The 26,662-nt window shown below is 35.6% G+C and carries 18 protein-coding genes and 1 pseudogene; 5 read left to right on the top strand and 14 right to left on the bottom strand.

The genetic code is table 11. The features are described from left to right. Positions 1 to 271 precede the first annotated feature (271 nt). A complete protein-coding gene (gene phnC / locus ACP6PL_RS00645; protein WP_426541472.1) occupies positions 272 to 1,066 on the bottom strand; it encodes a phosphonate ABC transporter ATP-binding protein in 795 nt (264 codons plus the stop codon). 210 nt (positions 1,067 to 1,276) lie between these two features. On the opposite strand from phnC, the gene ACP6PL_RS00640 reads away from it, so the two are divergent. Continuing rightward, entirely contained in the window at positions 1,277 to 2,245 is a 969-nt protein-coding gene (locus ACP6PL_RS00640) for a cyanophycinase (RefSeq protein ID WP_426541470.1), read from the top strand. A 183-nt stretch (positions 2,246 to 2,428) separates the two neighbouring features. On the opposite strand, the gene ACP6PL_RS00635 is transcribed toward ACP6PL_RS00640, so the two are convergent. Beyond that, positions 2,429 to 3,550 carry a hypothetical protein gene (locus ACP6PL_RS00635; RefSeq protein WP_426541468.1) on the bottom strand — a complete coding sequence of 374 codons (1,122 nt, stop codon included), beginning with the start codon at positions 3,548 to 3,550 and terminating at the stop codon, positions 2,429 to 2,431. A gap of 4 nt (positions 3,551 to 3,554) precedes the next feature. On the opposite strand from ACP6PL_RS00635, the gene ACP6PL_RS00630 reads away from it, so the two are divergent. Then, complete coding sequence (locus ACP6PL_RS00630) at positions 3,555 to 4,538, top strand: DUF1848 domain-containing protein (RefSeq protein ID WP_426541466.1); 984 nt, start codon at positions 3,555 to 3,557, stop codon at positions 4,536 to 4,538. Positions 4,539 to 4,946: 408 nt separating this feature from the next. On the opposite strand, the gene clpX is transcribed toward ACP6PL_RS00630, so the two are convergent. The 3 genes from clpX to tig all read right to left on the bottom strand — a co-directional run bounded on the left by clpX (position 4,947) and on the right by tig (position 8,566). Next, entirely contained in the window at positions 4,947 to 6,299 is a 1,353-nt protein-coding gene (gene clpX, locus ACP6PL_RS00625; RefSeq protein WP_426541464.1) for an ATP-dependent protease ATP-binding subunit ClpX, read from the bottom strand. 12 nt (positions 6,300 to 6,311) lie between these two features. Further along, positions 6,312 to 6,998, bottom strand: coding sequence for an ATP-dependent Clp endopeptidase proteolytic subunit ClpP (gene clpP / locus ACP6PL_RS00620; RefSeq protein ID WP_426541478.1), 687 nt, complete (start codon positions 6,996 to 6,998; stop codon positions 6,312 to 6,314). A 116-nt stretch (positions 6,999 to 7,114) separates the two neighbouring features. Continuing rightward, positions 7,115 to 8,566 carry a trigger factor gene (gene tig / locus ACP6PL_RS00615; RefSeq protein ID WP_426541462.1) on the bottom strand — a complete coding sequence of 484 codons (1,452 nt, stop codon included), beginning with the start codon at positions 8,564 to 8,566 and terminating at the stop codon, positions 7,115 to 7,117. Positions 8,567 to 9,546: 980 nt separating this feature from the next. Between tig and ACP6PL_RS00610 the strand changes: the two genes are divergently transcribed. From ACP6PL_RS00610 to ACP6PL_RS00600, 3 genes are all read left to right on the top strand, one after another. Next, complete coding sequence (locus ACP6PL_RS00610) at positions 9,547 to 10,584, top strand: aspartate-semialdehyde dehydrogenase (protein ID WP_426541460.1); 1,038 nt, start codon at positions 9,547 to 9,549, stop codon at positions 10,582 to 10,584. Between the two features lie 274 nt (positions 10,585 to 10,858). Further along, positions 10,859 to 11,767, top strand: coding sequence for a 4-hydroxy-tetrahydrodipicolinate synthase (gene dapA, locus ACP6PL_RS00605; protein WP_426541458.1), 909 nt, complete (start codon positions 10,859 to 10,861; stop codon positions 11,765 to 11,767). Between the two features lie 194 nt (positions 11,768 to 11,961). Next, on the top strand, positions 11,962 to 13,743 hold the full coding sequence (locus ACP6PL_RS00600) for a ribonuclease J (RefSeq protein WP_426541456.1): 1,782 nt from the start codon (positions 11,962 to 11,964) through the stop codon (positions 13,741 to 13,743). Between the two features lie 297 nt (positions 13,744 to 14,040). Here ACP6PL_RS00600 and ACP6PL_RS00595 read toward each other — a convergent pair whose 3' ends face one another. The 9 genes and pseudogenes from ACP6PL_RS00595 to treS all read right to left on the bottom strand — a co-directional run bounded on the left by ACP6PL_RS00595 (position 14,041) and on the right by treS (position 26,416). Further along, positions 14,041 to 14,862: a hypothetical protein gene (locus ACP6PL_RS00595; protein ID WP_426541454.1), complete on the bottom strand. Its 822-nt coding sequence runs from the start codon at positions 14,860 to 14,862 to the stop codon at positions 14,041 to 14,043. Positions 14,863 to 14,882: 20 nt separating this feature from the next. Beyond that, positions 14,883 to 15,725 carry a helicase HerA domain-containing protein gene (locus ACP6PL_RS00590; protein WP_426541452.1) on the bottom strand — a complete coding sequence of 281 codons (843 nt, stop codon included), beginning with the start codon at positions 15,723 to 15,725 and terminating at the stop codon, positions 14,883 to 14,885. Positions 15,726 to 16,046: 321 nt separating this feature from the next. Then, positions 16,047 to 16,322: a MoaD/ThiS family protein gene (locus ACP6PL_RS00585; protein WP_293109930.1), complete on the bottom strand. Its 276-nt coding sequence runs from the start codon at positions 16,320 to 16,322 to the stop codon at positions 16,047 to 16,049. 178 nt (positions 16,323 to 16,500) lie between these two features. Beyond that, positions 16,501 to 17,814, bottom strand: coding sequence for a threonine synthase (gene thrC / locus ACP6PL_RS00580; protein WP_426541449.1), 1,314 nt, complete (start codon positions 17,812 to 17,814; stop codon positions 16,501 to 16,503). 536 nt (positions 17,815 to 18,350) lie between these two features. Next, positions 18,351 to 18,629, bottom strand: a complete 279-nt coding sequence (locus ACP6PL_RS00575; protein WP_426541447.1) for a MoaD/ThiS family protein — start codon at positions 18,627 to 18,629, stop codon at positions 18,351 to 18,353. Positions 18,630 to 18,887: 258 nt separating this feature from the next. Next, positions 18,888 to 19,271, bottom strand: a pseudogene (locus ACP6PL_RS00570) (DinB family protein). 270 nt (positions 19,272 to 19,541) lie between these two features. Beyond that, positions 19,542 to 20,765 (bottom strand): anhydro-N-acetylmuramic acid kinase, encoded by a 1,224-nt coding sequence (locus ACP6PL_RS00565; protein ID WP_426541445.1) that lies wholly within the window; start codon positions 20,763 to 20,765, stop codon positions 19,542 to 19,544. 19 nt (positions 20,766 to 20,784) lie between these two features. Continuing rightward, positions 20,785 to 21,528, bottom strand: coding sequence for a PP2C family protein-serine/threonine phosphatase (locus ACP6PL_RS00560; protein ID WP_426541443.1), 744 nt, complete (start codon positions 21,526 to 21,528; stop codon positions 20,785 to 20,787). Positions 21,529 to 23,083: 1,555 nt separating this feature from the next. Continuing rightward, positions 23,084 to 26,416 (bottom strand): maltose alpha-D-glucosyltransferase, encoded by a 3,333-nt coding sequence (gene treS / locus ACP6PL_RS00555; protein ID WP_426541441.1) that lies wholly within the window; start codon positions 26,414 to 26,416, stop codon positions 23,084 to 23,086. Between the last annotated feature and the right edge of the window lie 246 nt (positions 26,417 to 26,662).

Here is a 26,662-nt window from a genome sequence, read left to right as displayed (position 1 = left end):
TGCACGAAAAGACTTAACTTGCATAATTATATAGATCTCAAATGGGTTCTATAGAGATGTCAGAAATAGTTTCAAACTACATAAGTGAAATAATTTGCTGAAATTACTTTAGTGTAAAAGTTTTGAGCCTGTAAAATCTTACTTTTAAGTGTCTTCAGTGCGTCCTACATTCTGTTCGCGGAGCGTTTCCGCAGGAAATGGTAACTTCACCAATTAGCACTCGATCCATGACTTTTGAATGCGTGACTTCCATGAAATGGTATTAGTTCAACTAAACTAATTCTCCATGCCCAGTCAAAATAAGTTCTGCTGCTGCTGCACCATAAAGTTTGTCAAGATTATTATCGTCAAGATTAACTGTTTTACCATCAAATACAACCTCTCCATTTTTCAAAGCAATACTCCGCTCAAAATAGCGACGTACCATTTGAACTTGATGTAGGGAACTAACAATAGTAATGCCATTTTCTCGGTTAAGTTCGCATAATAATTCCATTATCTTACGAGCAGACTCCGGATCTAGAGAAGCAATAGGTTCATCTGCCAAAATAATTTTAGCTCTCTGTACTAAACAACGAGCGATCGCTACCCTTTGTTGTTGTCCTCCAGAAAGTTGAGAAGCTCTTTTATAAGCTTGCTCTAAAATTCCTACTCTTTCTAATGCAGTAAGTGCCTGTATTTTTTGCTCTTTTGTAAATAGATGTAGTGCTGAATTTACTAGAGACATTCGTCCTAAGTTTCCAACTAAGACATTTTCAATAACTGTTAGTCGTTTAACTAAATTAAATTGCTGAAAAATACAGCCTATTTGGCAACGTAATTTTCTAATATTTGAGTGAAAATTACCATCTGTTTGTAATGTTGTACCAAATAGATAAACTGTACCTTTGTCTCCTTTTTCTAAACCATTGAGATGTCGTAGCAAAGTAGATTTTCCTGAACCAGAAGCACCAACTATAGCAACCATTTCACCTACTTGTATATTGATATTAACTTGTGCGAGAGCAGGTTTACCTTTAAAGCTTTTATCAAGATTTTTAACTTCTATCGCCTGGTATTTAGACATTTTTATTCAAGATAGTAAATTTAGTTAGTATATATTACAATTTTTTTGTTAAATTGTGGTTATTTTTAAGTTAAAAGAAAAGCCAGGAACAAGAGGTGACGATTGAGAAAAATTATTGTGATATTAGCATCTAGAAATTTATTTATGAGATTTATTTTATTGTTAAATTCGCTTTTAATTTCTTTATGCAAAAAATCACTAAAAATAACAGTGGTTTTATTATTAATAGTTGCCATAGTATTAGTTTTTCGTCCCCAGGCAAAAAGCTACAGTTATCCAGAGAACAATTCTGCTCATCTTAGTCTACAACAAGCTGGCCCAGTTTATAACTTTGGTGGTGGTGGCCTTGACGTGGACGAAGGAATTCAATGGATGATTAATCAAGTCAGAGGATGCTCTTCTTGTAGTGATAGGGTAGATGTGATTGTAATTCGTCACTCTGGTACCGATGCCTATAATCAAGCAATTCTCGCTATGGATGGGGTAGACTCAGTGAAGACTCTAATTATTGCCGATCGGGAGGATGCTAAAGAAGAAAATGTTGTAGAACAGATTGAGAATGCTGAAGTAATTTTCTTTGCTGGTGGTGACCAATGTCAATACTTGCGGAACTATCGAAATACAGGAGTTGATCGAGCTGTTAAGTCTGTTATTGCTAGAGGTGGAGCAATTGGTGGGACAAGTGCTGGAGCAATGATTCAAAGTAATTTTGTCTTCAATGCTTGTTCTGAGACAGTTACCAGTAAAACTGCATTAAAAAATCCATACAAAGATATTACTCTTAGTCAAGATTTTTTCCACTGGGAGAATTTGCAGGATACTATTATAGATACCCATTTCTCTGAGCGCAATCGCATGGGTAGGTTAATGACATTTGTTGCTCGTTTACTACGAGATGGAATATCTTCTGAGGTTTTGGGTATAGGTATTGATGAAAATACTTCGTTAATTGTAGATCAAAATGGTTTAGCTAAAGTAGTAGGAGATAAGTTTGTTTATTTTGTCTTAGGAGACCATTTACCAGAAGAATGTGAACCTCAAACTCCACTAACTTTTAGTAGGTTCAAAATCTGGAAAAAGGGAAATGGTGAAACTTTTGATTTGAGTAATAGAGTCTTAAATGATGATTATTATGAGGTTAGTGTCGAGAATGGAGAAATTGATTCAAATCCTTATTAAAGTGGGGATTTAAACTTCTTTTTATTGAAAATATATGAGTAGCAAACGAAAGCGATCGCCAACTACAACTACTTTAAATAATAGCTAAAACATTATTTTTCTATTGTCGGGAAATATCTAATACCCAGTCTAGTTTATCAGAGAGAGTTATAATTTTTTCCTATTACCTTACATAAACTGAAATTAGTATAAATCAACTTCACCATCTGTTCCACCAAGTTTCTTAGTGCTATAGTATTTTTCCCTAATAACTTTCGGTTCCTCATTATTCAATAACTCTTGCACATTCTCACTTCCTTCTAATGCAATATAATGAGCAGCTTTAAGCATACAATCGCTACTATCTATTGATTCTTCAATCATTACTTGATTATCATACATTGCTAAAATCAATATATAGTTTTTCTTTAATCTATTATTTTGTTCATTCCGTAAAGCATCTGAGATAGATTTTATCTGACTATCCTCCACATATTCATCTGATAGATGACCTAGATAAAGCCAACTTTCTGTTGCCATTAACTTTTCTACATTAGAAGCTTCACCTACAGAATATTCAACTATTTTTTCCCAAATATACTCGTTAATTTGAGCTGAAAAACGAACTGCTCTTAATGCAACTGCCCGAATATATTCACTTATTTTTAATGAGTTGTTTTGATAATAAGCTATTACTTCAACTAGGCTATTATTATATCCTTGTTTAGACAAACTCTCCAAAACTAACAATAGGTTACCAAAAATCCAAGGTTTTTCACACAAAATATCAACAGTCTTTTCTTTTATTTCTTCAAGACCAAGTAAAGATGATTTGTTAAAAGCAAAAAGGATAGAAGACTTTGATTTCTTGGTTTTACTAATTTTTTCTCGACTGTTGGGTTGTTTTAATAAATTTGCTAATTCTCTCCAGCTATCTACAAACAAATTAATAAGTTCCTTTCGTAATAGATTCTTTTTTTTAATCCAATCATAGTTCCAATTATGAAAATTTATAGACCAATTATCAATCTCTTGATCATTAATATCATCAATTAATGTTGGTAACTTTAATTCTGGTTTGTCTTTAAGTTTTTTCTGTCGTTTTTTGTCATCCCATAAATACCTATCTATTCTTCGACTTAATTCTGGCGCATCAATATAAATTTGAATAGAACCCAAGCATTTTTGATATATTCTTATTAAATACCACCATCGATTATCATTATCTCTTTTATCTGCTTTAATTAACTCCTTACGATATTTGCTATTACAAATGTATAGAGGATTAACTACTTCTTTAAATTTATTGTCTAGTTCATGTAACAATTTAATGAAAATTATAAGTGCAAGTCGTAGAACCGACATTCCAGCTTTCTACAGTAAATGGTTTATTAATCAAATCAAAGCAGGTTTTTGCCACAAACTTAACCCATATAACTATCAAGTTTATCCGGTCTCTTTACAACCAGAAGATTGTTTAGCCATAACATTTTGGACTCGTAATCCTCAGCCACTACTACCATACCTTAATTTTCTCACTAATCAAGGATATGTATACTATTTCCATTTCAGTATTAATGGATATCCTCAAACAATAGAAACAAATAACCCACCCCTTCAAAAATCAATAGAAACTTTTCAAAAGCTATCTCAAAATCTTTCACCTAATCAAATTCAGTGGCGATATGACCCTATTTTACTGAGCAGTATAACACCCTTTTCTTATCACTTAGAAAAATTTGAATTTCTCAGTCAACAACTAGAAGGTTATACAAAACGTTGTTATTTTTCCTTTATTAATTTTTACGGTAAAACAGAACGTAATTTGGGTAAAGTTGCTGTAGAGAATAACATCAAATTTCAGCATCCTTCCCTAGAAGAAAAACAGCAACTTACTAAGGAACTCCGAGATATTGCTAAAGTAAGAGGTATTACATTATATTCCTGTTGTGATGATGCTTTAATAAATGAAGGTGTTGAAAAAGCTCATTGTATTGATATGGATATTATCCAAATGTTGCGACCTAACTTTAAAACTCACCTAAAAGCAGCACCTACTAGAGAAGAATGTGGTTGTGTAGAATCAGTTGATATTGGTATATATGATACTTGTGGTTTTGGTTGTCAATATTGTTATGCGACTAACAGTAGAAATACTGCTTTAAAACGAATGAGAGAAAATAATCCTAATGATACCCTTTTGTGGAGACCTGCAAAATTGAAAGATATTGACCTTAATGTAAAAGAGGGAAATAAAAAAGGGAAAAAATCTGTGGGTTCATCACCAGAATATATTCAGGGAAAACTTTTCTAAGAACAACTTTAAGTTGACTAAACTAACTTTAATCAATCTAATTTCTGACAATAACAACATCGGAACAAGCATTAATGCAACCTGGTATAATCTGAGTCTACATTCTGTGAAGCTCCAAAAAAAATCAGCGACGAAAAGATTTTCCCCCTTGCATCCGCAAAAAAATCATGGTAGTATATAATTATTGGGTATTGTTCGTACCTACACATGACTTATTATTCAACTAAAATATATTGTAGTAGAATGACACAGCTAATTTTGCGAAAAAGTCCTCTACTGGATTATACAGATAAAACCTAAGCTGTGAAGGGTATTTAGGAATCCCTTGTAACACACCATGTTTAGATATATCAGTCTAGTAGGCATATAAAATTTTTATTCAAGGGATAGTTGGTACTAATAGATAAATTAAGCCGACTCAGGTTTAGGCAAAGACGACGGATGCAACAACAATTCTGCAGTAGATCTCTTCTCCACCATTTCCTTAGTAATAGTACAACGAGTCACATCCTTCCGTGACGGTAACTCATACATCACATCCAACATCAACTCCTCAACAATACCCCGCAAAGCTCTCGCCCCAGTCTTTCTCCTAAATGCCTCCTTAGCGATCGCTCGTATAGCCTCCTCATCAAACTCCAACTTCACATTATCCATCCGCAACAGCTTTTGATACTGTTTCACCAGAGCATTCTGAGGTTCGGTCAAAATCGCCATTAAAGTCTCCTCATCCAGAGGTTCAACCACAGCCACCATAGGTATTCGTCCAATCAACTCTGGAATCAAACCAAACTTAACCAAATCATTAGGTTCCATTTCCTTCATTAAATCTACAGACTTTTTCTCCTTAACCTCCTGATGACTTTCTCCACCCTGCTGAATAAAACCCATTGATTTTTTACCACTTCTCTGCTCTACTATCTTCTCCAAACCAACAAAAGCACCACCACAGATAAATAAAATGTTACTTGTATCAATCTGAATACAATCTTGATAGGGATGTTTACGACCACCTTGAGGAGGAACATTAGCCACAGTTCCCTCCAACATCTTTAATAAAGCTTGCTGTACACCCTCCCCAGAAACATCTCTTGTTATAGAAGGGTTCTCACTCTTACGAGCTATTTTATCAATCTCATCAATATATATAATTCCCCTTTGTGCCTCATCCACTTCCAAATCTGCTACCTGCAAAAGTCGCAGCAGAATATTTTCCACATCCTCCCCAACATATCCAGCTTCGGTTAAAGTCGTCGCATCTGCCACAGCAAAAGGCACATCCAATAATTCTGCCAAAGTTTGAGCCAACAAAGTCTTACCACAACCGGTCGGCCCAATCAACAATATATTAGACTTTTGTAATTCCACCTCATCTTGAGAGGACTTGCCACTTTTTTTCGCCTCTACAAAACTCAAACGTTTATAGTGGTTATAAACTGCAACCGACAAAACCTTCTTACCTTCTTCCTGACCAATAACATGAGCATCTAGATAATTCTTAATTTCTCTAGGTTTAGGTATTTGACTAACAGATAATCTCTTAGCACCAGTCACTCGTTTTTGAGGTCCAGGTGCTGGACGTGGAATTGGGGGTTGTGCCCCTGTAGTATTGGAGTCAAAAAGCTCCTCATCTAAAATCTCATTGCACAACTCTACACATTCATCACAGATATAAACCCCAGGTCCAGCTATCAACTTCCGGACCTGTTCCTGAGACTTGCCACAAAATGAACATTTCAGATGGGAGTCGTATTTAGACATAACTGCCTCTTCTTACATTGCAGGGACAGACTCTCCTGGTACAGGAAGATTCTGTCTTGTAATAACTTGATCTATCAGGCCATAATTTTTAGCCTCTTCTGCGGACATAAAGAAGTCACGCTCTGTATCAATCTCTATTGTTTCAAGAGCTTGACCTGTATGTTCTGCTAATAATTGATTTAGCTTACGTTTATGATAAAGGATTTCCTTAGCTTGAATCTCAATATCTACAGCTTGACCCTGGGCTCCACCTAAAGGCTGGTGAATCATAATTCTCGAACTAGGAAGGGACATTCTCTTACCTTTTGCCCCACCAGAAAGAAGAAAAGCGCCCATACTTGCAGCTAAACCATAACAAATTGTAACTACATCGGGTCTTACCTGTTGCATCGTGTCGTATATAGCCATTCCAGCAGTAACTGAACCTCCAGGGGAGTTGATATATAGTTGGATATCTTTTTCTGGGTCTTCAGCATCCAGGAATAACATTTGGGCTGTAATAGTATTTGCCAAATTGTCGTCTACTTGAGTTCCGAGGAAAATGATTCTTTCCCGGAGCAGTCTTGAGTAGAGGTCGAAAGCCCTTTCTCCCATCCCAGACTGTTCAACTACCATTGGCACAATGTTACTAGGACCGGAGTAAACTTGTAACTTGTTATAACTACTAACTAAATCATCAGAATATTTAGATATAACCATCATACACTGGTTTATTTATCAATTTTATATTTTTGGCTCAGTATATTTCGAGCTAAATAATATTATGCCGTACCTTTATTAATCTTGGTAGTCCGGTTAACCGGACTATTCTCAATTTACTCTTTTTCCTCCTGAGAATTTTCTACAGTAGCTACTTTCTCTGCCTCTACTTCTACAATAGTTTCACTGGCCTGAGATATTTCTGACTCTACTTCTGTAGTTTGATCTGTTTCTGAACCTGTGTCTAAAGTTCCTTCAGGGACTAATTCCACAGTGCCATTTTCTTCTAACCATTTAATAGTTTTTTCTTTCAACAGGTCTTCAGTAACTACTTGTCTTAACCTATCTGGATCAACATCCTTTCCTTTGAGTTGCTCCATTACCTTGACTGACTCTGCTGCTATTTCTTCTTCATCCACAGTAATAGACTCTTGTTTAGCCACTGTGGCTATAGCCAAATCTCTTCTCAACCGCTCAATTGCCTCTGGTCGTGATCGCTCTTGCATTTCCGGCAATTTATCACTGCTGAATAATTCTTTTACATCTATTCCATACTGGCTCAACTCCATTGCACTTTGGGCCAACATCTGTTGAACTTCATTCTTAATCAATGTTTCTGGAATTTCTACTTCTAGATGAGTCACAAGCTCGTCTACAATAGCTTTTTCCTTATTTTGTTTTGTTTGTTCTTCTTTTTCTTTAGTAAATTTTTTTTCCAAGAACTCCCGTAATTCACTTAGGGTTTCAAACTCACTAATTTCTTGAGCTAAATCATCATCTAATTCTGGTAATTCCTTTTCTTTGAGTTCTTTTAAAGTCACAGTAAATACTGCTGGCTTACCAGCTAAATCTGTCTCACTATATTCGGCAGGAAATTGTGCAGAAATTTCCTTTGTTTCTTCTGGGTTCATTCCCACTATTCCCTCAATAAAGCCAGGGATGAATTGTCCTTCTTTTAAATCCATTTGGAAATCTTGAGCCTTACCTCCCGGTACTTCTTTTGGTTCTTCCCCCTCTGTTTCCGATGGAATTACACCGACAAAATCCACTATAGCCACATCTCCCAACTGAGCAGCTCTTCCTTCTACAGGAATTAATGTTCCTATTTGAGAGCGACGTTCTTCCAGAAACTCATCAACTTGGGCAGGGTCATAATTAGCTTCTTCGGCCTTAACTACTAATTCCTTATAAGAATTAACCTTGGCCTCTGGCTCTACATCTACCTTAGCTGAGAAAGCCATTTCTTTTCCTGGTTCAAAATCTTGTACCAATTCTTCAAACTGTGTCTTAAGTTCAAATTGGCCTATTGCATTGATTTGCTCTTGTTCCCTTGCTTTTTCTAAGCAATTATTGATCAAGTCATCTAAGGCCATTGCCTTGATATAATCTTTTCCTAGCCTTTGGATCAATATATTTCGAGGTACTTTGCCTTTTCTGAACCCAGGAATATTAGCCGAACGGGTATATTTCTGAATTACCTGCTCATAGGCATTCTTGGACATTTCTGGTGTAATTTCAATTTCTAGACCTATTTGGCTAGCTGGCAGTCTTTCCTGGGTAACTTTCATCGGCTTTTCTAATTTAGTCAGTATTATAGGTTATGATTTTTTTAAGGTATATAAATATTCCTTAACTTAGGAAACTTGAGTATAGTATTCCCATAGTTTCTAACACTGCTTGTGTGTGTAGATTACTATATTATCCCTCTAGCACCCTCAGTAGCAGCTTAACTTTAGGACTTTTTTAGGTTTATTGTTATTTAGTGGTTGTTGGTAAACTAGAACATAAGTTGAGATTTTACTATAGAAGCAAGATCAAATATTTTAGTATCAAATACTGATATGTGTAACAAATGCTACATTTTTTAGTTTCGTGTCCTTAAGTTGTTACATGATAACTATATTTCCCTAAAGGGTAAATTTATTAGTTAGGCTTATAGTAATTAATAATATTTTTTGTGTATCTTAATTTTTTAAAATTGTCATTGCTTTAGTTTAAGATTTACTTATCCTAAAATCTAATTGCTAGAATTAATATTCTGATATATTAATGAATGTAGTTATCGACCAAATAATTATAAACCCTCTATACTAAATGATGCAAAAAAAATGTATATAGTATAGTATGGTAATATTTAAGATACATATACATAATATATAGGAATTATCATACACATTGCTGAGGTGAAAAAAATGATTATTAGGAAAATTAAAACCAGTTTACCTCATAGCTATCATAGTTACGAGAAAGTATGAAAAACTGGATTACCTTAATATAAGGGTAGAGTATAAGTAGGTTAATGTTAATAAAAAAAATATTTATATCTGTTTAAATAGAGTTTTAATCCTATATATAAAAATTAATTTAATAGCATAATCTAGAAAAATATGATAATGTTTATTAGTTAAAGATAATAAATAGTAAATAACTATAAAAAAATAACAATTATAAATAAAATTAATAAATTTGGATTGAGGATAATAAAAAAATATTGGGTTTAATAATAACTAATAAAAAAAACAGATAGTTGAAAAAGGAGGAAAATAAGTTGTCAGAGTCTTATACAGTAGCAATATTAGGGGCAACTGGTGCAGTAGGTACAGAGTTACTAGAGTTGCTACAAACGAGAAACTTTCCAGTAGCAGAATTAAAACTACTGGCATCAGAGCGTTCAGCAGGTAGTACCTTAAAATTTAAAGGACAAAACCTACCAGTAGAAGCTGTAACAGATGATTCATTTCAAAAAGTAGATTTAGTGCTAGCATCAGCAGGTGCATCTACATCAAAAGCATGGGCAAAGAAAGCAGTAGAGGCTGGAGCTGTAGTTATTGACAATTCTAGTGCTTTCCGAATGGACTCCGAAGTGCCTCTTGTAGTCCCAGAAGTTAACCCAAAAGCAGCGGCTCTACATAGAGGTATAATTGCCAACCCTAACTGCACAACAATATTAATGAGTGTAGCAATATGGCCATTATATCAAATCCAACCAATTGAAAGATTAGTAGTGGCCACTTATCAATCAGCAAGTGGAGCTGGAGCAAAGGCAATGGCAGAAATGAAAACCCAGGCCAAAGAAATCTTAGACGGAGAAGCTCCAACAACAGATATTTTTCCCTACCCATTAGCATTTAATTTGTTCCCACATAATTCCCAACTCAATGAGCAGGGATATTGTCAAGAAGAAATGAAAATGGTCAATGAAACAAGAAAAATATTTGGCTCTAACGAACTGAGAATTACAGCAACTTGTATTCGAGTACCAGTATTAAGGGCACATTCAGAAGCAATTAATTTAGAATTTTCTCAACCATTTAGTGTAGTTAAGGCAAGGGAAATATTAAGTCAAGCACCAGGAGTGACATTGGTAGAAAATTGGCAAGAAAATTATTTTCCCATGCCAATGGAAGCAAGTGGTAAAGATGATGTATTGGTGGGGAGAATTCGTCAAGATATTTCTCATCCTTGCGGATTAGAATTATGGTTAAGTGGAGACCAGATTAGAAAAGGAGCTGCTTTGAATGCGGTACAAATAGCCGAATTATTGGTAGCAAAAAATTGGTTGAGGACGCCAGTAGGAACATTTTAGATTCAGTGTGCTAAAAACAAAAGAAAAAAGGGGTTGTAATTTATTTACTAAGGCTGGCAAGTGCTACTGTAAAAGCATGAAGTAAACATTGAAATGTCATATCTGGTGACGTTTTATATTAGTCTTATGAACGAGATGGAATAGGTAATGTAAGAATACAGTTAGACAAAAAGAGAAAATTTTGGCATCACAAACTGTAAGGTGATATGAATCTAAAATTAGGTCTATAAAATGACCCTAAAAATTAAGAAGACCTAGCAAATAAATCAAAGTAATGGCTAGAAGGAGTGGAAATAGTGTGATAAATTTTGGTAGAGTTCTGACTGCAATGATTACACCGTTTAACCCAGACGGTAGTGTTAACTATGAAGAAGCAGAAAAGTTATCAATATGGTTGACAGAAAATGGAACAGACTCATTAGTAGTATGTGGAACAACAGGTGAGTCTCCTAGCTTGACATGGGAAGAAGAATATCAGCTATTTCAGATAGTTCAAAAAGCAGTAGCAGGAAAAGCTAAAGTAATAGCAGGTACTGGGTCAAACTCTACAAGAGAAGCGATCGCAGCTACCCAAAAAGCAGCTAAATTGGGCTTAGATGGTTCATTACAAGTTGTGCCATATTATAATAAACCACCACAGTCGGGACTTTATCACCATTTTCAAGCGATCGCTCAAGCCACTCCAGAATTATCAATCATGGTATATAATATACCAGGGCGTACAGGTCAAAATATGCTACCGGAAACTGTAGCAAAACTGGCGGAAATTCCAAATATTGTTGCTATTAAAGAAGCAAGTGGCAACTTAGACCAAGTAAGTCAGATTAGACACTTGACTCCACCAGAGTTTAAGATTTATTCTGGGGATGACTCCCTAACTTTACCATTAATAGCTATTGGTGGCACTGGGGTTGTTAGTGTAGCTAGTCACTTGGTAGGAAAGCAACTACAGGAGATGATAGCAGCATTTGAAACAGGGAAAGTACAGCGTGCTACAGAAATTCATCTACAACTATTCAACTTGTCTAAAGCTCTATTTGCCACAACTAATCCCATTCCCGTCAAAGCAGCTCTGAATTTGTTAGGATGGAAAGTAGGTACTACTCGCCCTCCATTATGCGATCCTCCTACAGAAGTAACTGAAAAATTATCAGCCGAAATGGGTAAATTAGGTTTATTATGAACTACCTTAATCGGCAAAAAAGTTTTTCCCACAACTAAATATTATCAACCTGAGCAATGATTATTTAATCCTTATTTGTATTACTAAAATCTTGTATATAAGGGGTTAGTTTTTCTAAATTTTGATGGATATAAAATATCATTGAAAATCACTCAAAATGATACCAAGTAAACAAAAGTAAAAATAGGATAATTATGATTAGAAAAAAATCACCCTCTGCCCTAAAAATTATTCCCCTAGGTGGACTACATGAAATCGGTAAAAACACCTGTGTATTCGAGTATGATGACGAAATTATTCTACTTGATGCCGGATTAGCTTTTCCTACAGATGGAATGCATGGTGTAAATATAGTCCTACCAGATGTAACCTATCTGCATGAAAATCGTCATAAAATCAAAGGAATGATTGTTACCCATGGCCACGAAGATCATATTGGTGGCATACCGTTCCATCTGAAAAATATAGAAATTCCAGTCATCTATGGACCAAGACTGGCAATGGCTTTACTTCACCATAAATTAGAGGAAGCAGGAGTCCAAAATCGCACAGAATTGAAAACTGTTAGACCCCGTGATGTTGTTAAGTTGGGTAAATATTTCAGTATAGAATATATTCGGAATACTCACTCAATGGCAGATAGCTTTACTGTAGCAATCACAACACCAGTGGGAGTAGTTATCCATACAGGTGACTTCAAAATTGACCATACTCCTGTAGATGGAGAGAAATTTGATCTGCAAAAGCTTGCAGAATATGGAGAAAAAGGTGTTCACTGCTTAATCAGCGATTCCACAAATTCAGAAGTACCTGGTTTTACTCCTTCAGAAAAATCAGTTTATCCAAATCTAGACCGAGTATTTTCTCAAGCACCAGGACGTGTAATGGTGACAACCTTTGCCTCTAGTGTGCATAGATTACAAATAGTTCTAGAATTAGCAAAAAAACATGGTAGGTTAGTGGCGGTAGTAGGGCGATCTATGCTTAATGTGATTGCTCATGCTCGCAATCTTGGTTATGTTAAATGTGAAGATAGTTTGTTTGTACCTTTGCATACTGTCCGGAATGTGCCTGATGAAAAACTATTGATTTTGACTACTGGTTCTCAAGGGGAACCAATGTCAGCACTCACTCGTATTTCCAAAGGTGAACATAGACAAATCAAAATTCGCCAAGGAGATACAGTAGTATTCTCGGCCAACCCCATTCCTGGCAATACGATCGCCGTTGTCAATACTATAGATAAACTAATGATGCTAGGAGCAAATGTTATTTATGGAAAAGACAAAGGTATTCATGTTTCCGGTCATGGTTGTCAGGAAGACCAAAAATTAATGTTGGCGCTTACCCGTCCGAAATTCTTTATCCCATTTCACGGTGAGCATAGGATGCTAGTTAAACACAGTCAAACTGCTCAAGGTATGGGAGTTCCTCCAGAAAATATGGTAGTCATCCAAAATGGTGATGTGGTAGAACTGACTCAAGACTCTATCCGTTTAGCAGATAAGGTATCTTCCGGTATTGAATTGGTAGACTCTTCCCGTTCCGGTATGGTTGAAGACAATATCCTCAAGGAAAGGCAACAACTAGCAGAGGATGGTGTTGTTACTGTAGCATTAGCAGTTAGTTTTGATGGTAAATTGATTGGTAAGCCTCAGTTACATTTGCGTGGTGTTGTAAGTTCCGTTGAAAAAGCACAATTGCAAGAACTAGTTACCAAGACATTAGAAAAAAGTTTGACTAATTACTGGCCTGAGTATGCGAAGTCGAATGTTCATAACAATACTCAAGTTAATTGGTCTGGGTTGCAAAATGAGCTTGAATGTAGTATTCAGCGAATGTTAAGACGAGAATTTCAAGGTCAGCCTTTGTTAGTGTTCTTGATGCAAATTCCAGATGCAGAAGATGCAAAAGAGATTACAGTTAAACCAGTGGGCAGACGACGACGCAGATCAACTGCTAAAGTAGCATCTTGAGAATTCAGAAGTCAGAAGTCAGAAGTTAGAAGTTAAAAGTAAGATTTTATCGGCTCAAAACTTTAACTCTGACTGCTATATTGGAGTGTTATGATAAACCGGGTTTGTGGGAGGTAGATGTTAGTATGGTGGGGCATTGAAAACAAACCCGGTTTCTACACTTTTTTACTTAATTTAGAACAATTCCTCAGCGGTTACTTTTATGAAGACTGGAAGGTCTAACCTTACAGATGCTGTAGCAGTTATTCGGGTTTACTTAAATCATACAACAACTTTTATCATTCCACAGGACTTGTTTCAAAATGATGCTTTCCGAAAGTAATGTTCATCTACTTCTCCAAAAAATAATTGTTCACTGTAAGTAGCCATCTTGACCGAAATTCTATCTCTTAAAATTTTTGGACTGAAATTTTTCCGAACTTCCTCATCAACACGATTTAGTAAAAATGGTATTTCGTGACCAGCATTATTTAATTGACAGTCAGCAGCCATAATCCTAAGCATATCTTCTAAATGGTCTTGATGAACTTCAAAACCAAATGTTTTGTTTCTAGGTTTGAAAATACCCCTGAGTATTTTTGATGCAATATTATTCCGAAACTCAGGTAAAGCGTAACGAGTGGATCTTTCACCTTGATTTTTGTTTGGAGCATTACTTTGGTTTAAATGGTCTTCTAGGGTTTCTATTATATAAACTTCGCCCGTATAAAGAGCACGAGCGAATTTAGCAAATAAAGGATTAGCATTCAAGCTCTTAATTATCCCCATGCACTTCTTACCAGTGTCAAAAAGGTCTTTATATAAATCAACTCCTTCCTGAATAGCAACCAGCCATTCATAAACTAAAGTTCCATCAAATAATATGTATGGTTCCTGAATTTCTATTCCATGTTTGACTTCAAAATATCTAAGATAAGCGGTTTGAGAAATACCATAGAGTCCTTGTTGTTCTCTGGCTAAAAAGTCATTTGAATCTCTAGCTTCGGAAAGAAACATTTTGCTTGACCAATAATGTAAAGTATCTTGCATTGGTCTACGATGGGAAATACTGCCAATCCCAACGCACAGCGCTTGTCCCGCAGAATACATTTGCATGGGAAGTGCTGTTGTACCATCCACAGCAGCAACTTCTCCTTTTTCTAATTCAGGAGCATTAGTGAGTAGCTTTGACGTTGATCATGAGGATCGTATATTTTTTGTTTAAGATTTTCAGCCGCGCTGGCAAATGCTTCAAATTGTAGTTGTTCATTACCTCCTGTAAATAATAATCCTGCTAACATCTCTGAGGAAAAATCTGAAGCATGAAACCCTACTACAGTATGAACATTATCTGGATCGCATTTACCTGCAAACCCGACACGAATTACATCAGTAGCACGATGTGGCTCTAATTGATACTTTCTAAAACTTTCCCAACTAACTTGTACGTTAGTATTAGAATCTGTATTTGGGCGATCAACAAAAGCATAATCAGGTTTAGCATCATGAAGTAAGACCCATTTACCAAATTTTAATGCTTGGTCAATTAAATTAGCTGCAACGTTTGATTTTCCTGAACCTGTACCACCAGCAACCATAATGTGATAGTTAAATTTTTCCACATCAATACATAGAGGTACATTTTCTGCGTTGAGAAGCTCACCTATGACATTGGTAGTACCATCGGTGTCAAAAATAAGTTGAGGAATCCCTATAACTTTAATAGTGTCTTTGGCATCAAGTCTACTAACCACTGATCCTGGCAAGGGTCTAATACGCGGGGTAAGGAGTTGACGTTCATCATATTGTCCAAGAATAAGTATGTCAAAAACTTGTACAGATTCAACAGATTGAACATTTGTATGGGGCTGCATTAGTTGGAGGCCATGTAGGATTGTCGGATCGAGCCTATTGCCTATTGTTGAAATATTTTGATTTGGCTGAGTTATTTGTCCAATCCATGTTTTTCCATTTTGTTGCTTGATACGGACATAATCAAACAAGGCAAAACCTTCTTCAATCTATCCAATGGCCTGAATGTGAGATAAATCAGCATTTGGACTATCGTGGAGAACGTACATAATACTTTAAATATATTTCAAAAAAACCGACTTTTTCTATTATATCTGCTCTGCTACTATCAAGAATTTAAACTGTGGAAACCACTCAAAAGATGACAAAAATATATGAGTTTAAAAATTGAAGGATGCGTTAAACTTATTTAACACATCCTTATCGAGTAAATTGATTGAAGTGATTTTTAGAAACTGATGAGTAATTTTAAAAAACTTAGATTCTCAAAAACCCTTTTTTTCCAAACTTATTTAACCACCAGCAACAGCAGGAACAATACTAACTTCATCTCCATCTTTCAAAGATGTCTTTGTTCCTTCTAAAAATCGAATATCTTCACTGTTGACGTAGAAGTTTAAAAATCTCCTGGGTTCGCCTTGGTCATCACAGAGACTTTTTTTAATCCCTGGAAAATTTGTTTCTAGAGATTCTATTAATTCTGAGATGTTACCACCGCCACATTCAATTTTTGCTTGCTCTTTAGTGAATTTTTGTAGTGGGGTAGGAATTAAAACTGTAACTGCCATAACTTAGTAATTTATTTGTGTAGCTAATAGTTGACGATAATTATTTGTAAATATTAATTCTAGAGATTGCTCAGGAAATAACTGCCAATTTTTAAGGAAAAAATTATATTTCTAAACTTAGACTATAAGCCTTAAAAGTTTTATGGAGGGTTTGGAGACCAAACCCCTACGAGAAAAATTAAACCAAAACTTGTTGCCAGTCAAGACGGTCTAATGTTTGAGCGCGTTCCCAAGCTCTCTCAAAACTATCCAACTTTGCATCTATTGTTAGAGGTTCGCCAATTTCACCTTGTACTGCTTCTTGAGTCTTCAAGCCATTACCTGTAATATAAGCAACAGTAGTTTCTTCAGGGTCAATTTTACCTGCTTCTGCTAATTTTTTCAATACGGCAATAGTTGTACCACCTGCTGTTTCGGTAAAGATACCTTCTGTTTCTGCTAATAACTTGATACCTTCAATAATTTCAGCATCAGTGACAGATTCAATATTCCCGTTTGTTTTACGAGCTACTTCTAATGCGTAGATACCATCGGCAGGGTTCCCAATAGCAATTGACTTGGCAATAGTATTAGGTTTCACTGGGGTAATAAAATCACGGCCTTCTTTAAATGCTTGAGCTACTGGAGAACAACCTTCAGCTTGCGCTCCACTAAAACGAACTGCTTTATCTTCAACCAAACCTACTTTGACAAATTCTTGGAACCCTTTATAAATTTTGGTGTAGAGGGAACCGGAGGCAATAGGAGCAACCACATGATCTGGAAGTTTCCATCCTAGTTGTTCGGCAACTTCAAAACCAAGAGTTTTTGAACCTTCAGAATAGTAAGGGCGGAGGTTAATATTTACGAAACCCCAACCGTAAGTATTTGCTACTTCGCAACAGAGGCGGTTTACTTGGTCGTAGTTCCCTTTAACTGCCATAACTGTTGGGTTGTAAATGAGAGTACCGAGAACTTTACCTGCTTCTAAGTCAGCAGGAATAAATACACAACATTCTAAACCTGCCTTAGCGGCGATCGCTGCGGTAGAGTTGGCTAGGTTGCCTGTACTTGCACAGGATACTGTGGAGAAACCTAATTCTCTAGCACGACTCAGAGCCACTGATACTACCCTATCTTTGAAACTGAGGGTAGGCATATTTACCGCATCATTTTTAATGTAGAGATTTTTCAGACCTAGGCGACGGGCTAAACGTTCTGATTTTACGAGGGGGGTCATCCCTGTTCCTACATCTATAACGTTGTCTGTTGTTACTGGTAGGAAGTGACGATAACGCCAGATAGAGTTAGGACCTGCTTCAATTGTTGCGCGACTCACTGTTTGACTGAGTTTTTCATAGTCATATTTTACTTCTAAAGGACCGAAGCATACATCTTCACATATATGTTTGGCTTCTAAAGCATATTCTTCTCCACATTCTTTGCACTTGAGATTTTCTATAGCTGTATTTGTGCTGTGGATTTGATTGTGAGTTGTTTTTGCCTGGGTCATGGTCTTTACTCCCTACTTCTTTTCTCAGAACTGTTCAGCATTTTTTCGATAGTAGCATGGGTAAAAATCACAGTCAACCATACCCGACAAAAATAGTCGGGATTGATTTAAATAGATTTTTCCAATATTAAGTGCTACATATAAATTCTCTTTTTTGGTAGTTAATTCTACTAATATATGAGTTAATTAGGTTGTTTATATGCTGATTTTGATAATAGCTACAATATTTTTTTGAAGCTTTTGTTTAAAAGTAAAATAGTTTTTATAACTATAGTGTTATGTACAAGTTCAAAGTAATAATATGAGTGATTTTAATAATTTATTAATGTATACATCTAAATGCGTAGCGCTATATTTTTTGTTCTTTTTATCTCAATTTTGATTAATATCTTAGAAAATAATCAAAATATTTTTTCACCATTTTTCTATTAATTATATTTTGATTATTAAATGTAGCATTTGATGGTAAAAATTCATCTTTATATCTGTAGCCCATTGCTAGATGGGCAAGAAATTATATTTTCTAAAAAAAATATCTAAATTCTAAAGCTGTTGAGGCCACCACTTACTGGAGGAATAAGGACTACTTCGTCACCGTCTTTAAGGATGGTTTCTGGTGAGACAAAGTTGAGGTTGATACCAAACTTGGTGACATTTCGCCACTTTTCTAGTTCGGGGTGTTCACTGATGATGTTTTCTAGAAGTTGGGATACTTTTGTTCCTGGAGAGAGAGTTAGTTGGAGTTCGGGAACTTTGTAGGCTTCTTGGTAGGCTGCAAATAGTTTGAGGGTGATGGTAATTTCGGTATAATTCATATTTTTTATTCGGCAGAATTTTTAGGAGCTTAACGGAATGAGGTTTATTGAGCATTTACTTTATTTCTCAAGCCAAGGGTAAACTTGCCCTTGGTTTGTTTAGCGAGTTAGCTAAAGTGCTTCTTGTAACAAAGAAATAACTAATCATCCCTAAAACTATTAACAAATTGATAGATACTTCTACAATTTTATCCCTGGTAACCATAATAAATCTGTTACTCCAAAATCTTTACCCCATTGACTGATTAAAGTAGTAAGTTAACCGCGATGATGGGTTTGATGGTTAAAAAAATGCAGAAGTAAATGCCACAATGGAAATTTACATTCTCGTTGTTGAGACCTACTTGTAAAATTTAAAGATTATGCTAACTTTTCTTCTTTTAATGAATCTATATATTTCTGAATTTATCCATCATTTGTTTGACGCTCTTGCCACAATAAGTTAAACTCAGCAATTAATTCTTGTCTTAATGATTTTATCTCAAAGGGATAATTTTTGAAGCGACTTAACCACAGTTGATCTGCTAATAAAATATGGTTCAATGTACCATGAATGGAATTAAAAGATGCTCCTTTATCTTCCATACTTACTGCATAGGGTATTGATTCACAAGCTATGTATATGTATATTTGTTCCTTCATCCATCCATTAATTATATTGGGATAGTCTTTGAAAATAATTGGTTTTATTCATTGTTCAGCCGTTTATGTTACAGCAGTTTCCTATTCCCTACTCCCTACCAGGACTATTTCAAAGTATCATAAGTTAATGATTTAGGTAAAATGGGAGATGAGAGAATAGGAGGATAGGAAAATTCACCAAAACTTGTCTATTTTTGAGTGTTGGAGAGTCGTTAAAGCTACTGATATTATAATTTCTGGGAATTAGTACTATTTCCCACACTTACCACACTACCTATTCCCTATTGATTTAATTGGTTGATAAATTTCTCCTAACATGACTTTAGCTTTTGCTCCTGTAACTTCCGGTAAATTACAGGGAATTTCTAAATAGCGCCAATAGGCTAAAACTGCCATGGCTATTGCTTCTTTAAAATCTACATCTACACCTACTTCAGCAGTGGTCATTACTGGTATTGGTGCTAATAATTTCTCTATCCTTTCTTTTAAATATAAGTTATGGCTACCACCACCACATAATAATATTTGATCTGGTAAATTTGGTAAGAAATTTCTATAGCTATGATTAATTGAAGCTGCTGTTAATTCTGTGAGAGTTGCCAGTATATCAGGAGAACTCAAATTATATTTTTCTGCATCGGTAAGACAATTACATAAATAGTCTTTCCCAAATAATTCTCTACCTGTAGATTTTGGGGGCTTCTGTTGGAAAAAATCTTGTTTTAACCATTTTTCTACTAACTCTTGGCATGGTATCCCACTAGCCGCCCATTCTCCATTTTTATCGTAAGTTTGACTTCCTTGAGAAAGATGTTGTACTGCTAAATCTAATAATGTATTACTTGGTCCTGTGTCCCAACCTAAAACTGCTTGAGAAGGAACTAAAGTTGTTACTACTTCCTCTTGTTTTTGACTTTTGACTTTTGAGTTTTGACTTCCAGGAACAGGAAGTAGTTTATTTTTCAAATAAGTAACATTGCCAATTCCACCTAAATTTTGTATACAGCGAGTATATTCTGGATGACTCAGTAAATAAAGATCGACACAAGGAACTAAGGGCGCACCTTGACCTCCAACAGCAATATCAGCAGTCCGAAAATTACTAATTGTGGGAATTCCTGTTAAATTAGCAATTACTTCACCACGGCCTAACTGTAGACTATAACCTAATTTGTCAGAGGGTGGACGATGGTAAACAGTTTGACCGTGGGAGCCAATTAGTTGTGCTTGAGTACCATATTTTTGGTTAATTGTCAATGAGGCTGTAGCGAATTCTTGGGCAATAGCATCATTCAGTTCAGCTAATTCAGCCATTGAGATAGCTATCCCAGCACAAACATCAAAAATTTGGGAGCGTAAAGTTTCTGGGTAAGGGTAAGTAGCTGATGCTAGTAGTTCAACTTGTAAATTTGTTTGACCACCAGCAACATCAACTAAAGCCACGTCTATACCATCCACGGAAGTGCCACTAATTAAACCAATAACTTTGGTCATTTGCAGTAGTTAATCCTTATCAACTATCAACAGCAACTATTATGACTGTAATATTATCGCGACCACCTTCCTCCTTAGCAGCATTTACAAGTTTTTCAGCAATATCTCTACAAGCATCACTATAATTTAAAATAGGTGCAATCTCAAAAATACTGGCAATTCTCTCGTCAAATAACTCTTCTGTTAATCCATCACTACAGAGTAAGAGGCGATCGCCCAGTTGAACATCCATAGGTAAAAGGTCTACTTTACCCATATCTTCCCTACCTAAACATTGGGAAAGTACATGACGCCAAGGATGAGTTCTAGCTTGCTCTGGAGTTATAGCATTACTTCTAACTGCCTGAGCTACCCAGGTTTGGTCTTCTGTAATTTGTTTTAGTGTTTTACCTCGAAGTCTATAGAGACGAGAGTCACCCACATTTGCAGACCAAGGTGTTTGTTCTCTGAAGATAGCCACCACTGCTGTTGTACCCATATCTGAACGTTCAGGATGTTCTTCCTGGTCATCTATAATGGCTTCATTTGCTTGAATAAAGGCATCTTCTAACAACTGGGGTGATTCTATAGTATCCTGCCAATGACTAACTAGATAATTTTTAATTACTTCTGTAGCAATTTTACTTGCTTCTTCGCCACCTGCATGTCCCCCCATACCATCAGCAACGATAAAAAATCGTCCTTCAGGATCTATATAGTAAGAATCTTGATTAACTGAGCGAATACTACCTGTATCACTAATGCCTGCGAACTTCAGTTTCATAGTAGAACTTAGTTCAGTTACTTTTGTCCAATTTTGAGATTTATTATCCACCTAATATAATTAATATCCTGATTTAATATAGTTTATTCTGATTGTAGCATTAGAATGGAGTTGAGAACTAATTAATTGCTACTAGAGAGTATTTATAAATAAAATTCAGCTTTTGTAGTAAGGCAGGTTAAGTAGGTAATAGTTCCACATAATGAAGCAATATTTTTGAGTAGTGGAAACCTATCCAATATTAAATATTTTATTCTTTTTTTCAATTAATTTTACCTGCTAGTATTTTCTGTAAAAATTATTTTATTAAGAAGTTTTAGCTGCTCAGGTTAATCAAAAAATATTATTGATACTAAGACTGATATGAATCCTAATAAATTGTTAATGTAATACAATTTATCTTATCAAAAATTTTTCTACATTTTATTGACTAGGAGAGTAGGAGACCTCTCAAGGTTAGGTTTTTTACCTTTGATGTAAAAGAAGTGTGGGAAGTATGGGGAGTTAGGCATTTATTGTATAAAAAAATACATTTTTTTAAAATTTTATACTGAATAAAAGTGATTACTCACCCCTTTGTTGAAGTAGCATTCAGGACTCAGCTAGCCTCGTGGGTCTTCAAGAATTGAGAATTGAGAATTGAGAATTGAGAATTGAGAATTACAGCGGTTTTCATATTAATAAACCACAATGATACTGACTCATTACTCCTTACTCATTACTCCTTACTCATTACTCCTACAACAGTTTTGTGGTCTACTCAACTGAAAAGCGCTGTAAGAGTTGTAATATTTTGATGGCAATTAGAAGTCAGGAGTCAGAATTTTTAAGGTTTTAAGCTCAAATTAACTATTATTAAAACTGTCACGACCAATCGGCGGATTGCTATACATACAGAATATTGCAGGTTAATGTGTTCAACAATTGAGAATTAAGAATTACCTCTTATTTTCAAGGAGAGGATTAACGAACAGGAAAATTGTTATTTATTATCCCTTTAAAAGGATAGGCTTTAAACCACAATATTTGGGTAAAATTAACAGGATAAATATTGGTTTTCCTGCTTGCGTAATGGTGAGAATATATATTTTTTTCAAACACTTCCCATACCTCACTACACCTGCCACACTTCTCATGCCATTACTATACACCACTATCAAATATTTTTTGCTTATTCCCTATTCCCTATCTCCTCATGTCTCCTGCTCCCTAAAAACATAAATATATGTACTTTATACAGTAAAAAAATGCTGTAAATTTTGGATTTTAGGAAATAGGCACTCTCGCAATAGGAATATAAAAAATACTGTATCTCATTAAGGCGGAGAATTGCTATCTCTAGTTTTCAGCTTATTTATTTTTCCTTATTTCCTAATGCCTAATGCCTATTCCCTAGATAATTATAGCGGTTTTCACAAAGGTAGACTACAAAATTTCTTCCTTCTCTCCTAGATAACTAAAGCCTTCTTCCTTCTCTCCTAGATAACTAAAGCCTTCTTCCTTCTTCCTTTCAACCCAAATATCTGTACTCTATATTAATGAAAACTGCTATAAATCATGGAACTAACTGTTGAATTCGTGTCAGAGGAATTTCTATCCATTCAGGACGATAGGTCAGTTCATAGTCAAGTTCATAGATGGCTTTTTCTAATAGATAAGCATTTAAAAGTACCTGTATTTCTTGTTCGCTTTGAGGCAAGAATGAACTTGACTTTGTCTTCTGAAGATAAGCTTTTAAGAAAGATATGCTGACCCAGGTATACCAAAATGTAGACCATTGTTCCATTGCCAGCATATTTTCAGAACGAATCATGCCATTTTTAATTTCTTCCCGGAGGGCAACATTAGCTGCATAATAAAATGACTCTAACATTATTGCAATATCTCGAAGTAGAGAACGTTTCATGCGACGTTCATTTAAAGGTCTGGAAGCTTCTCCTTCAAAATTAATAACGACAAAATCTTTACCTGTAAATAAAACATTTTCTAAATGATAATCTCCATGGCAACGGGTACGCATAGCAGTAATTTTTCGTTCTACTACGGAACTTAAATGTTCCATAATTCGCTCTTGACGATTAATCACACTTTTAGCTAGCTGTTGTGTATCTTGTGAAAATCCTGATAGGTGTTTTTTCAACTTTAATAAAATCCTACCTGTCTGGTTTCTCATATATTGATAGACCGACCTTTGATAAAAAGGTGTAAACTGTTCGGGAGAAAAATTCTGGTTTTCTGGATTGGAAGCTAAAGCATGATGAATATCTGCTGTTACTTTACCTAAGTTTTCGGCTACATTAATATAAGAACCAATGACATCGTAGACTGATTCGGTAATCTCAAGATTCAAACCATTATTAACAGTAATCCCAGGAATTTCTAACTCATTTACAGATGCTTGTTCTACCATTATTCTGTCAAAATAATCCCTCAGAGCATCAGAGGTATAAGACCAACCATCTCTTGCTTCTGGAATAAATTCTTCTAATATGCCAATGGTCATTAAGTTAGTTCCTTGTCGGTGATATTCTAAATATCCTGCTGTTTGAGAAATGTTCCCTGCAATTGCTGAATTTTCACCTCTTGATATCTCTGTTAAGAAGTTGCCATTTTCTAATTCTGGATTAATTCCAGGTTCTAGTTTGCGGAATAATTTAAGTATTAATTTTGTACCGAAATTAATTAATGTTTTATCGTGTCTTTCAGATAAAATATGTGGCTGAATATCTTCTGTAGTTGTCTGCATTATCTCTGCCAATACATCAGTCGCATTTCCCTGAAGAACACCACTATTTCCTTGATATTTTTGTTTTTTGTTGATGGCTGTAAATGACATATTTAAGAAGTTTTTATCTCCCAAAACATCAAACAAAATTCCAGATTTATCTTGTTGCTGTATTTGTAATTCGGCAATAATTTTTTCTGGAGGAATTTGAGAACTTATTTCCGACTGACCTAAATAGCTCAGAGGAATTAAATAAGTTTCTGTCGGACCCTCTGTATAGTGAAATTCCAAAAACACTAAAGCAGTTTCTTGTTGTTGATAATCAATCGGAATTACCTCAATTATTTCTGTAGATTGGATGACTTTATTTTTACCTCCAAACCAAGGATAGCCACTCAAGTAATTAGGTAAAATTGATTCCAATTTCTTCTTATTTTCTGGCTGAGAAAATATATTTTTCCAATTTTCTGCAACTGTTAAAACAGAAGGTTTGCTCAAAGGTCTTAAAGTTTCAACATAAGATTGTTGTGGCTGTAGAGTAAACCAATAAAAAGCATAAGCACTCAAACTAAAAAAGTAAGGATCTTCCTGAATAGTGGGAAACTTAGTCCGACCAAAAATCTCCACAGGAACCATACCATTAAAAGCCGATAAATCTAATTCTACCGTTTGTACAAAACGGGAGAGATTAGCTACTACCAAAATATGTTGACCAGAGTAAGTCCGGGTAAAAGCCAAGACTTTTCTATTTTCAGGATGTAGCAGTTCAAACGAACCACGTCCAAAAGCTTGAAAACGTTCCCTAGTAGAAATCAAACGCTTCATCCACCACCACAAAGAATTAGAATTAGACCGTTGAGCTTCTACATTAATAGTTTCGTAGTGATATTCAGGGTCAACAATAACCGGAGCATATAACTTTTGGGGATTAGTACGACTAAAACCTGCATTACGGTCGGCACTCCACTGCATAGGAGTTCGCACACCATTACGATCGCCCAAATAAATATTATCTCCCATACCTATTTCATCGCCATAATACAAAACGGGAGTACCAGGCAAAGACAAAAGTAAACTATTAAGCAACTCTATTTGCCGACGGTCATTTCCTAAAAGAGGAGCTAAACGGCGACGAATACCCAAATTTATTCTTGCCTGGGTATCTTGAGCATAAACCTTATACATATAATCTCGGTCTTCATCGCTCACCATTTCTAGAGTCAACTCATCATGGTTCCGCAAAAATAAAGCCCACTGACAATTATTAGGAATAGAAGGAGTTTGCTTGAGAATATCGGAAATAGGAAAATTATCCTCCATCCGCAAAGCCATAAATAAACGAGGCATCAAAGGAAAATGGAAATTCATCTGACATTCATCCCCACTCCCATAATATTTAGCAGCATCTTCCGGCCATTGATTAGCTTCTGCTAATAACATTCGGTTGGGATATTTCTGGTCGATATGTGCCCGTAACTTTTTCAGGAAGACATGAGTTCCTGGCAAATTTTCACAGTTAGTACCCTCTTCAACACAAAGATAGGGCACTGCGTCAAGGCGCATCCCATCAACTCCCATGTTGAACCAAAAGTCTGCTACTTCTAAAACTGCCTCTTGTACTGCCGGGTTTTCGTAGTTAAGATCTGGTTGATGATAAAAAAAGCGATGCCAATAGTAAGCTTGAGCTACAGAATCATAAGCCCAGTTAGAATTTTCAAAGTCTTGGAAAATAATGCGGACTTCTGGAAATTTATCGGCGCTGTCGCTCCAAACATAAAAGTCTCTTTCTACGCTACCTTTAGGAGCACGACGTGCTCTTTGAAACCAGGGGTGTTTCTCGGAAGTATGGTTAACTACAAGTTCGATAATGACGCGAATACCTCTTTCGTGGGCAGCGTCTAGAAATTCTTGGAAGTCTTCTAAGTTGCCGTAAATGGGGTTAATGCTTCTATAGTCGGCAATGTCATAACCATCGTCTCTGAGGGGGGAGGGGAAAAATGGTAGAGTCCAGATTGCTGTTATGCCTAGGTCTTGAAGGTAGTCTAATTTTTCTGTGAGTCCGCGAAAGTCTCCTATTCCATCACCGTTACTATCTGCGAATGCTCGAACTGGTGCTTCGTAAATTATGGCGTCTTTGAACCAAAGTGGGTCGTTTTTTAGCATGGGGTAAAGCTTTCTCTTTGTATTGTTGAAGATCTCAGCTAATTATAGCTGAAGTCAGAACTCAGATAGTGAGATGGGGAGTGTTGGGAGTATAGTGAGATGAGTGTATTTTTCAATTATTGCTAGATAGACAATAGTTAGATTTTCAAGTCTTAATTAACTAATAAATTTTTTGTGAGTTGAGGAAATTCTAGGTAAAGAGATACACTCAAATATTTTGTGTCAGTGAAAATCAACTCTTAGTCA

Source organism: Dapis purpurea BLCC-M126 (genome assembly GCF_050015975.1).
GTDB lineage: Bacteria > Cyanobacteriota > Cyanobacteriia > Cyanobacteriales > Microcoleaceae > Trichodesmium.
The sequence above is the reverse complement of the archived record's forward strand: the minus strand, read 5'-3'. Positions and strand labels throughout refer to the sequence as shown.

Excerpts from the sequence above, each read along its gene's own strand:
- phnC (WP_426541472.1), bottom strand. The coding sequence starts at position 1,066 with ATGTCTAAATACCAGGCGATAGAAGTTAAAAATCTTGATAAAAGCTTT.
- ACP6PL_RS00630 (WP_426541466.1), top strand. The coding sequence starts at position 3,555 with ATGAAAATTATAAGTGCAAGTCGTAGAACCGACATTCCAGCTTTCTAC.
- clpX (WP_426541464.1), bottom strand. The coding sequence starts at position 6,299 with ATGTCTAAATACGACTCCCATCTGAAATGTTCATTTTGTGGCAAGTCT.
- clpP (WP_426541478.1), bottom strand. The coding sequence starts at position 6,998 with ATGGTTATATCTAAATATTCTGATGATTTAGTTAGTAGTTATAACAAG.
- tig (WP_426541462.1), bottom strand. The coding sequence starts at position 8,566 with ATGAAAGTTACCCAGGAAAGACTGCCAGCTAGCCAAATAGGTCTAGAA.
- dapA (WP_426541458.1), top strand. The coding sequence starts at position 10,859 with ATGGCTAGAAGGAGTGGAAATAGTGTGATAAATTTTGGTAGAGTTCTG.
- ACP6PL_RS00600 (WP_426541456.1), top strand. The coding sequence starts at position 11,962 with ATGATTAGAAAAAAATCACCCTCTGCCCTAAAAATTATTCCCCTAGGT.
- ACP6PL_RS00585 (WP_293109930.1), bottom strand. The coding sequence starts at position 16,322 with ATGGCAGTTACAGTTTTAATTCCTACCCCACTACAAAAATTCACTAAA.
- thrC (WP_426541449.1), bottom strand. The coding sequence starts at position 17,814 with ATGACCCAGGCAAAAACAACTCACAATCAAATCCACAGCACAAATACA.
- ACP6PL_RS00575 (WP_426541447.1), bottom strand. The coding sequence starts at position 18,629 with ATGAATTATACCGAAATTACCATCACCCTCAAACTATTTGCAGCCTAC.
- ACP6PL_RS00565 (WP_426541445.1), bottom strand. The coding sequence starts at position 20,765 with ATGACCAAAGTTATTGGTTTAATTAGTGGCACTTCCGTGGATGGTATA.
- ACP6PL_RS00560 (WP_426541443.1), bottom strand. The coding sequence starts at position 21,528 with ATGAAACTGAAGTTCGCAGGCATTAGTGATACAGGTAGTATTCGCTCA.
- treS (WP_426541441.1), bottom strand. The coding sequence starts at position 26,416 with ATGCTAAAAAACGACCCACTTTGGTTCAAAGACGCCATAATTTACGAA.